The organism is Actinomadura geliboluensis (genome assembly GCF_005889745.1).
GTDB classification, from domain to species: Bacteria; Actinomycetota; Actinomycetes; order Streptosporangiales; family Streptosporangiaceae; genus Spirillospora; species Spirillospora geliboluensis.
The window spans coordinates 1-9864 of the sequence record NZ_VCKZ01000341.1 but is presented as its reverse complement, the minus strand read 5'-3'; the positions used below and the strand labels follow the sequence as shown (position 1 = coordinate 9864).

Genomic DNA, 9864 nt, shown 5'->3' with positions numbered 1-9864 from the left:
GCCTCGTCCCCCGCCCCGCCCGGCTCGATCGCGGGCTTCACCGACGCGCACGCGACGTGGCAGCGGCAGTACGAGCGGCTGTTCAGCACCGTGCCGTCCGCGCGGACCGCCCGCGCCCTGGACGCCGAACTGGCGCGCGAACCGGGGCTGACCACGACGACCGGCGACTGGCACCGCGTCCAGCGGATCGTCCGGCATTTCCGGTCGTACGGACTGAAACCCGAGATCCGGACGTACTACGCGTACCTGTCGATGCCGCAGCGCGTGAAGATCGACATGACCGCGCCCCGGCACCGGGCGCTGCCGGTCAAGGAGAAGAAGCGGCCCTGGCAGGAGTACTACGACCAGGTCATCCCCGGGCACAACGGCTTCTCGCCGTCCGGGGACGTCCGGGGCGAGGTCGTGTACGCCAACTACGGGCGGCCGGAGGACTTCGACCTCCTCGCGAAGAAGGGCGTCTCGGTCAAGGGCAAGATCGTCCTCGTCCGGTACGGGGCGGTGTTCCGCGGGATCAAGCCGCGCGAGGCCGCCAAGCGCGGCGCCAAGGGCGTGCTCATCTACTCCGACCCCGCCGACGACGGCTACGCGAAGGGCGCGGTGTACCCGGACGGGCCGTGGCGCGCCCCGGACGGCATCCAGCGCGGCAGCATCGCGCAGATCCAGCTCGCCGCCGGCGACCCGCAGACCCCCGGCTGGGCCTCGGTGAAGGGGGCGCACCGCGTCCCGCCGTCGCAGGCCCCGATGCTGAAGGGGCTCATCCCGACCGCGCCGATCTCCTACGGCGCCGCCGAGCCGCTGCTGCGCGCGCTCAAGGGCGAGCAGGCCCCGAAGGACTGGCAGGGCGGCCTGCCGTTCCCCTACCGGCTCGGGCCGGGCGGCACGAAGGTCCACCTCGATCTGCGGAACAAGTACCAGGTGCGTCCGCTGTGGGACGTCACCGTGCGCATCCCCGGCAGCGAGCACCCCGAGCAGGAGGTCATCCTCGGCGCGCACCACGACGCGTGGACGTACGGCAGCAGCGACAACCTGTCCGCCACGGAGAACGTGCTCCAGGTGGGGCGCGCTCTGGGCAAGCTCCTCAAGGAGGGCTGGCGGCCCAAGCGCACCGTCGTCCTGGCCACCTGGGACGGTGAGGAGTACGGGCTCTTCGGCTCCACCGAGTACGCGGAGGAGCGGGCGGAGCAGCTCCGCAACGCCGTCGCCTACGTGAACATGGACGGCGCCGCGGGCTCGCACTTCGGCGCGTCGGCGACCCCGGCGCTGGACCAGTCGGTCATCGACGCGTCCAAGGAGGTGTCCTGGCCCGGCACGGACGGGACGCTGCACGAGGCGTGGAAGGCGCAGAACGACGGGAAGACGCCGATCGACCGCATCGGCGGCGGCTCGGACTTCCAGGCGTTCTTCCAGCGGTACGGCGTGCCCGCGATGGACGTCGGCGCCGCGTCGCCGGGCAGCGCCGGGAACTACCACTGCGCGTGCGACGACTACTACTGGATGTCGCACTTCGGCGACCCGACCTGGGAGTACCACGCGGCGATGTCGCGGCTGGCCGGCATCGCGACGCTGCGGCTCGCGAACGCCGACGTCGTCCCGATGGGCTACCGACCGTACGCGGCGGAGACGGTGCGGTACCTGGAGGCGTTCGCCGCCGAGCAGCGCGAGCGGCTCGGGTCCGTCGCCGTGGACGTCTCCCGCGACATCGCGCAGGCCAAGGCGTGGCAGCGCGCCGCCGAGGCGCTGCAGGCGCGCGCGGGCGAGGCGCTCCGCGCGGGCGACGCCACCGCGTTCCGCCGCCTCAACGCCAAGATCATGCAGACCGAGCGGGACCTGCTGACGGCGGCGGGGCTTCCGGGCCGCCCCTGGTACCGGCACCAGATCTACGCGCCGGGCATCGACACCGGGTACGCCACGCAGCGGCTCCCCGCGCTCAACGACGCCCTGTTCGTCGACCGCGACGTCCGCACCGCCAAGGCGTACGAGGCGCGGCTGTACGAGAGCCTGCGCGCCGCCACCCGCACCCTCACGCCCTGAACCGGGCGGGGGTGGTGCCCGCCGACACCTCCAGCACGCCCGTCTCGGTGACCAGCGCGGTCACGAGGCGGGCGGGGGTGACGTCGAACGCGGGGTTGAAGGCGTCCACGCCCTCGGGGGCGGTGCGGGCTCCGCCCCAGGCCAGCACCTCGTCGGCGGGGCGCTCCTCGATCGGGATCCCGGTGCCGTCCGGGAGCGCCGGGTCGACGGTGCTCCACGGGGCGGCGACGACGAGCGGGATCCCCGCCTCCCGGCAGGCGAGCGCCACGCCCACCGAGCCGATCTTGTTGGCGGTGTCGCCGTTGGCGGCGATCCGGTCGGCGCCGATGACGGCGACGTCGACCAGTCCGCGCAGGATCGTGCTCGGCGCGGCCCCGTCCGCCTGGACGACGCACGGGATGCCGGCCCGGTCGAGTTCCCACGCGGTGAGCCGCGCGCCCTGCAGCAGCGGGCGGGTCTCGTCGGCGTAGACCATCTCGACGCGGCCGCGCTCGTGCAGGTTCCGGACCACGCCGAGCGCCGTCCCCCAGCCGGCGGTGGCGAGCGCGCCCGCGTTGCAGTGCGTGAGGACGCGCAGGGGCCGGTCGCCCACCCGGCGCAGGATCCAGTCGGCGCCGAACGCGCCGATCGCGCGGTTGCCGCGCACGTCCTCGTCCAGCAGCGCCTGCGCCTCGGCCGCCACCGCGTCGGCGCCCTTGGCGACGAACGGCAGCACGCGGTCGACCCCCGCCGCGAGGTTGACCGCCGTCGGCCGGGCCTCGCGCACCTCCGCGATCGCGGCGTCGCGGGCGGCGTCGTCCCATCCCTCGCGGGCCGCCTGGAGGACGGCGACGGCGACGCCGAACGCGCCCGCGACGCCCAGCGCGGGCGCGCCGCGCACGACCAGGCGGCGGATCGCGTCCACGAGCGTCCCGACGTCGCGGGCCACGACGTACTCCACCCGCCCGGGCAGGACGGTCTGGTCCAGCAGGCGCAGCCCGTCGCCGGTCCACTCCAGGGTTCGCACGTCGTTCGTCATACCGCCCATGATGCCCGCAAAATACCGCGAACCCCGACGCCACCGGGCTTTCCCCCCTCCGCGACTCCGCTGCGTGACCTGCGATAACTTGACAGAGGTCGAACCTGTGTTCGAAATTGTGCGGGGACGGATGTGAGAGGAGGGCGACGGTGGCGGAGGCCGCGCTGCGGGACCTGTCGGCGGTGCTGGAGACGGCGCGCCCTCCCGCGCGGCACGGCGGCGAGACGGTGCCCGTGCTGCCCGCGCTGCGGCCCGTGCTGCCCGGCGGCGGGCTGCGGCCCGGCTCGGTCGTCGGGCTCGGCGGGTCCGGCGCCGCGTCCCTCGGCCTCGCGCTCGTCGCCGGCGTCTCCCGGCACGGCGGCGCGGACGGCGCCGGCGGCTGGTGCGGCGTCGTCGGCGTCCCCGACTTCGGCGTCCTCGCCGCCGCCGGGATGGGCGCCGCGCCCGAGCGGCTGCTGCTCGCCGACGACCCGGGCGACCGCTGGCCCGACGTGGTCGCCGCGCTGGCCGAGGCCGTCGACCTGGTGCTGCTGCGCCCGCCCGAGCGGCCGGGCGCCGCCGCCGTCCGGCGGCTGTCCGCGCTGGCCCGCAGGCACGGCTGCGTGCTGGCGCTGACCGGCCCGTTCGCCGGCGACTGGGCGGGCGTCCGGCTCCGCCTCCGGCTGGACGAGGCGGCCTGGGAGGGCCTCGGCGACGGCCACGGCCGGCTGACCGGCCGCCGCGTCCGGGTCACCGCCGAAGGCCGCGACGCGCCGGGCGCCGGCCGCAGCGCCCGCCTCTGGCTCCCCGCCCCCGACGGCACGGTCACACCGGACGAGACCGCCCGGCCGCCGCTCGAACTCGTCCCCGGCGCCGTTTCGGCGGGCGCGCGGGTCCACACGCCCCGGCCGCTGCCGCCGCGTTCACCGAGGGCGGCCGGCGGCGCGCAGGAACCGGTGGGCGCCGGCGCGGCCGCGCACGGCCCCGGAGAGGGGGCCGCGTGACGCGGGTGCTGGTGGTGTGGTGCCCCGACTGGCCGCTCACCGCGGTCGGGATCGAGGCGGCCACGGCCGGCGCGGTCGTGGTCCAGGGGCGCGTGGCCGCGTGCTCGGCGGCGGCGCGCGCCGAAGGGGTGCGGCGCGGGCAGCGGCTCCGGGACGCGCAGCGCCGCTGCCCCGAACTGGTCGTCCGCGAGCGCGACACCGACGCCGAGGGGCGGCGGTTCGAGGAGGTCGTGGCCGCCGTCGCGGAGCTGGCGCCGCGCGTGGAGGTGGTGCGGCCGGGGCTGTGCGCGATCGCGGCGCGGGGCCCGGCGCGCTTCTACGGCGGCGAGGAGGCGCTGCGCGTCCTCGTGCAGGACACGGTCGTCGAGGCCGGGCACGACTGCGGCTCCGGCGTCGCGGACGGGCTGTTCGCGGCCGAGCTGGCGGCGCGCGCCGGGGAGGGCGGCGTCGTGGTCCCGGACGGCGGCGCGGCGGCGTTCCTCGCCCCCTACCCGCTGTCGGTGCTGGACCGTCCCGAGCTGGCCGACCTGCTGCGCCGGCTCGGGATCCGGACGCTCGGCGACTTCGCGGCGCTGCCGTCCGGGCACGTCGCGGGCCGGTTCGGGGCCGACGGGGCGCTCGCCCACCGGCTGGCGCGCGGCGAGGAGCCGCGCCCGCTCGCGCCCGCCCACGCCGCGGCCGACCTGTCGGTGCGGGCGGGCTTCGACCCGCCCGCCGAGCGCGCCGAGCAGGTGGTGTTCGCGGCCAAGCGGCTCGCGGGCGACCTGCACGCCGGGCTCGCGGCGGGCGGGCTGGCGTGCGTCCGGCTGGAGGTCGCGGTCGGGTTCGCGGACGGCGACGTGCAGCGGCGGCTGTGGCGGCACGACGGCCTGTCGGCGCTGGCCGTCGCCGAGCGGGTGCGGTGGCAGCTCTCGGCCTGGCAGGGCGCCTCCGCCGACGCCGTGTGGGGCGGCGTGACGTGGGTCGAGCTGGCCCCCGACCAGATCGTCCCGGACGAGGGCCGCCAGGAGTCGCTGTGGGGCCGGACGGCCGTCACCGAGCGGATCACGCGTGCCGCCGACCGCGTCCAGGCGCTGCTCGGCCACCACGGGATCACCCGGCCGGTGCTCGCGGGCGGCCGGGGGCCGGGCGAGCGGGTGGTGCGGGTGCCGGTCGGCGACCTTCCGCCGCAGGGGGCGCCCGGCGGGCCGTGGCCGGGACGCGTGACGGGCCCCGCGCCGGCGGTCGTCCCCGCGGCGCCGCCCTCGGCGGAGCTGGTCGACGCGTCCGGCGGGCCGGTGGTGGTGTCGGCGCGGTGCGAGGTCTCCGCGCCGCCGGCGGCGCTGGTGTTCCGGGGGCAGCGCTCCGCCGTCACCGGGTGGACGGGCCCGTGGCCCGCCGACGAGCACTGGTGGGACCCCGGCGCCGCCCGCCGCCGGGCCAGGTTCCAGGTCACCACCGACGACGGCACCGCGTACCTGCTCGCCGTCGAGGGCGGCCGCTGGCACATCGAGGCCGTCTATGACTAGGCGCCGCACATGACCGGCTGGCACAACCCCCCGATCTCGTGGCGGGAGTTCGAGGAGCGGCTGTCGTGGCGGCCCGGCACGACCGAGCCGCCGGCAGCGGAGATCCCGAGGGCTCCGGAGGTTCCGCGGCGCACCGAGGCGGAGGTGCCCTGGGCGGAGCTGCACGTCCACTCGTCGTTCAGCTTCCTGGACGGCGCCAGCGACCCCGCCTCGCTCGTCGCGGAGGCGGCGCGGCTCGGCGTGGAGGCGATGGCGGTCACCGACCACGACGGCATGTACGGGGCGGTGCAGTTCGCGCAGGCCGCGCAGGACGCCGGGATCGGCACGGTGTTCGGCGCGGAGCTGAGCCTCGGCCTGCCGGGGCCGCAGACCGGGGAGCCCGACCCGGCCGGCCGGCACCTGCTCGTCCTCGCGCGCGGCGCCGCCGGCTACGCGCGGCTCTGCTCGGCGATCACGTCGGCGCAGCTCGCGGGCGGCCGCAAGGGCCGTCCCGTCTACGACCCGGACGCCCTCGCCGGGGCGCACGGCGGCCACTGGGCGGTGCTGACCGGGTGCCGGAAGGGCCCGGTCCCGGCGGCGCTGGAGGCGGGCGGCCCCGGCGCGGCCGAGCGGGAGCTGCGGAACCTGATCGGCATGTTCGGCCGGGAGAACGTGTTCGTCGAGCTGATCGACCACGACCAGCCCGACGACGACCTCCGCAACGACGCGCTGTTCGCGCTGGCGGGCCGCGTCGGCGTGGACGTCGTCGCGTCCAACAACGTGCACTTCGCCGCGCCGGGCGCGGACGCGCGGCTGGCGCAGGCGCTGGCTGCCGTCCGGGCCCGCCGCAGCCTGGACGACATGGCCGGCTGGCTGCCCGCGGCGGGCACCGCGCACCTGCGGTCCGGTGCGGAGATGGCGCGGCGGCTCGCGCGGTTCCCCGGCGTCCGGGAGCGGACGGTCGCGCTGGCCCGCGAGTGCCGGTTCGGCTTCGAGGTGATGGCGCCCCGGCTGCCGGACTGGCCCGTCCCGGACGGGCACACCGAGGCGAGCTGGCTGCGGCACCTGGTGGCGGAGGGCGCGGTCCGGCGGTACGGGCCGCCCGAGCGGGAGCGGCAGCCGGGCGCGTACGCGCAGATCGCCAAGGAGCTGGACGTCATCGAGCAGCTCGGCTTCCCCGGCTACTTCCTGATCGTGCACGACATCGTGGAGTTCTGCCGGAGCAGGGGCATCCTGTGCCAGGGGCGCGGGTCGGCGGCGAACTCGGCGGTCTGCTACGCGCTCGGCATCACGGGCGTGGACGCCGTCCGGCACGGCCTGCTGTTCGAGCGGTTCCTGTCCCCCGGGCGCGACGGCCCGCCCGACATCGACCTCGACATCGAGCACCGCCGCCGCGAGGAGGCCATCCAGTACGTCTACGGCAAGTACGGGCGCGAGTGCACGGCGCAGGTCGCGAACGTCATCAGCTACCGGCCGCGCATGGCGGTGCGGGACGCGGCCCGCGCACTCGGGCACTCCCCCGGCCAGCAGGACGCCTGGTCGAAGGGCATCGACCCGCGCGACCCGGTCGGCTCCGAGAACGACGTCCCGGCGCCGGTGATGGAGCTGGCGGGCCGGATGCTGGCGCTGCCGCGCCACCTCGGCATCCACTCCGGCGGCATGGTCATCGCGGACCGGCCGGTCGGGGAGATCTGCCCCATCGAGTGGGCGGCGATGGAGGGCCGCAGCGTCCTGCAGTGGGACAAGGACGACTGCGCGACGGCCGGGCTCGTGAAGTTCGACCTGCTCGGCCTCGGGATGCTCGCCGCGCTGCACGACTGCTTCGACCTGGTGGAGGAGCACCACGGGCGCCGCTACGACCTGCAGTCCGTCCCCCCGGAGGACCCCCTGGTCTACGACATGCTGTGCGACGCCGACACGGTCGGGGTGTTCCAGGTGGAGTCGCGGGCGCAGATGGCGACGCTGCCGCGGCTGCGGCCCCGGAAGTTCTACGACCTGGTCGTGGAGGTGGCGCTGATCCGGCCGGGGCCGATCCAGGGCGGGTCCGTCCACCCGTACCTGCGGCGCCGGAAGGGCCTGGAGCCGGCCGAGTGCCCGCACCCGCTGATGGAGCCGGCGCTCGGCCGGACGCTCGGCGTGCCGCTGTTCCAGGAGCAGATGATGCAGCTCGCCGTCGACTGCGCCGGCTTCACCCCGGCCGAGTCCGACCAGCTCCGGCAGGCGATGGGCGCCAAGCGCGCCCCCGAACGGGTGGAGCGGCTGCGGCGCCGGCTGCTGGACGGGATGGCCGAGCGCGGCATCCCGTCCGAGATCGCCGAGAGCGTCTACGAGAAGATCCTCGGCTTCACCGGGTTCGGGTTCCCCGAGTCGCACGCGCAGAGCTTCGCGCACCTGGTGTACGCGAGCGCCTGGCTGAAGCGGCACCACCCGGCCGCGTTCACGGCCGCGCTGGTGCGGAACCAGCCGATGGGGTTCTACAGCCCGCAGAGCCTCATCGCCGACGCCAGGCACCACGGGGTCGTGGTCCGGGGCGTGGACGTCAACGCCAGCGCCGTCCACCCGACGCTGGAGGAGCCCGTGGAGGTCGAATCCGACCATCCGCACGCGCCGGGCGAGCCGCAGCCGGCGATCCGGCTCGGCCTGTACGGGGTCCGGAACCTGGGCGAGGACGCGGCGGAGGCCATCGCGGCGGGGCGCCCCTACACGAGCATGGAGGACCTCGCCCGGCGGGTGCCGCTGTCGGCCGGGGCGCTGGAGGCGCTCGCCACGGCGGGCGCCTTCGACGGGCTCGGCCTGTCGCGGCGGGAGGCGCTGTGGGCCGCCGGGGCGCTGGCCGGTTCCGGTCCCGGGCGGCTGGAGGGCGTGACGCCGGGCGCGGCGGCGCCCGCGCTGCCCGCGATGACGCCGATCGAGGAGACCCTCGCCGACCTGTGGGCGACCGGGGTGTCCCGCGTGCACCCGGTCGCGCACGTCCGGGAGGCCCTGGACGAGCTCGGCGCCCTCCCGGCGGCGCGGCTGGCCGGGACGCCCGGCGAGACCAACGTCGTCGTCGCCGGGCTCGTCACCCACCGGCAGCGCCCGCCGACCGCGGGCGGCATCGTGTTCATGACGCTGGAGGACGAGACCGGCATCATCAACGTGGTGTGCCCGCCGCCGGTGTTCGAGCGGTACCGGGGCCTCGCGGTCGACGCGCAGGCGCTGCTGGTCGGCGGGCGGCTGGAGCGCGCCGACGGGGTGGTGAACATCCGCGCGACCCGGCTGCGCCGGCTGCCCGTGCCCGGCCGGGTCAAGGCGCGCAACTTCCACTGAGCCGCGGCCGGCGGCAGGACGCTAGAACCTCGGGCCGCCCTCTGTCATCGTAGGGAAGCGTCGGGGCCGCGTGCCGCCGTGGGGCGGCCGCCAAGACGCGGCTCGCGGGGAAAAGGTGATCTCCATGGACGGGCCGAAGGCGCCCTCCCTGCGCGAGCTGCGGCCGGACGACCCCACCCGGATCGGCCGGTACCGGATCGAGGCCAAGATCGGCGAGGGCGGCATGGGCGCCGTCTACCTCGGCCGCGACGAGGCGGGCCGCGCCGTCGCGGTGAAGGTGGTGCGCGCGGAGCTGGCCGGCGACCGGACGTTCCTCGCCCGCTTCCACGACGAGGCCGCCAACGCGCAGCGGGTCGCCTCGTTCTGCACCGCGCAGGTCCTGGAGCACGGCGAGGACCTCGGCCTCGCCTACCTGGTCACCGAGTACATCGACGGGCCGTCGCTGCTGGAGCACGTCGCCGAGAAGGGCGCGCTGTCGCCGGGGTTGCTGCACGGCGTCGCGGTCGGCGTCGCCGCCGCGCTCGTCGCGATCCACAGCGCGGGGCTGGTGCACCGCGACCTGAAGCCGAGCAACGTGCTGCTGTCCATCTCCGGCCCCCGCGTGATCGACTTCGGCATCGCGCGGGCGCTGGACATGGCGTCCGCCCACACCCGGACCGGGCAGGTCGTCGGCACGCCCGGCTGGATCGCGCCCGAGCAGATCACGACGCAGCAGGTCACCCCGGCGGTGGACGTGTTCGCGTGGGGCTGCCTCGTCGCCTACGCGGCGAGCGGCCGCAACCCGTTCGGGCAGGGCTCGTTCCAGCTCCTCGCGGCCCGCGCCGTGCACGCCGACCCCGAGGTCGGCGACCTGCCGCCGGCGCTCGCCGGGCTCGTCCGGGCGGCGCTGGCCAAGGACCCGGGCGCCCGGCCGACGGCGCGCGACCTGCTGCTCGCGCTGGTCGGCGGCGCCGGCGAGGCCGCGGTGACGACGGAGCTGGGCGAGTCGTGGACGCCCCCGGCCGCCGGGAACCCCGGTGCCACCTCGCGCGACACC

6 protein-coding genes are annotated in these 9864 nt (G+C 76.6%); 5 read left to right on the top strand and 1 reads right to left on the bottom strand.

Annotation, left to right across the window (positions count from 1 at the left end):
- Nucleotides 1-2031, top strand: a 2031-nt coding sequence (locus tag ETD96_RS33705; RefSeq protein ID WP_138640534.1) for a M28 family peptidase, incomplete at its 5' end; no start/stop codon positions are given.
- On the opposite strand, the gene mtnA is transcribed toward ETD96_RS33705, so the two are convergent.
- Entirely contained in the window at nt 2021-3049 is a 1029-nt protein-coding gene (gene mtnA / locus ETD96_RS33700) for an S-methyl-5-thioribose-1-phosphate isomerase (RefSeq protein ID WP_138640533.1), read from the bottom strand. The genes ETD96_RS33705 and mtnA overlap by 11 nt on opposite strands.
- Nucleotides 3050-3198: 149 nt before the next feature.
- Between mtnA and ETD96_RS33695 the strand changes: the two genes are divergently transcribed.
- The 4 genes from ETD96_RS33695 to ETD96_RS33680 form a co-directional block, all read left to right on the top strand.
- Nucleotides 3199-4032 carry a hypothetical protein gene (locus ETD96_RS33695; RefSeq protein ID WP_240808418.1) on the top strand — a complete coding sequence of 278 codons (834 nt, stop codon included), beginning with the start codon at nt 3199-3201 and terminating at the stop codon, nt 4030-4032.
- Nucleotides 4029-5540 carry a DNA polymerase Y family protein gene (locus ETD96_RS33690; protein WP_138640532.1) on the top strand — a complete coding sequence of 504 codons (1512 nt, stop codon included), beginning with the start codon at nt 4029-4031 and terminating at the stop codon, nt 5538-5540. Before ETD96_RS33695 ends, ETD96_RS33690 begins: the two co-directional genes overlap by 4 nt.
- A 9-nt stretch (nt 5541-5549) precedes the next feature.
- Nucleotides 5550-8828 carry an error-prone DNA polymerase gene (locus ETD96_RS33685; RefSeq protein WP_138640531.1) on the top strand — a complete coding sequence of 1093 codons (3279 nt, stop codon included), beginning with the start codon at nt 5550-5552 and terminating at the stop codon, nt 8826-8828.
- Between the two features lie 124 nt (nt 8829-8952).
- The coding region (locus ETD96_RS33680) for a serine/threonine-protein kinase (protein ID WP_138640530.1) at nt 8953-9864 on the top strand (912 nt) is incomplete at its 3' end.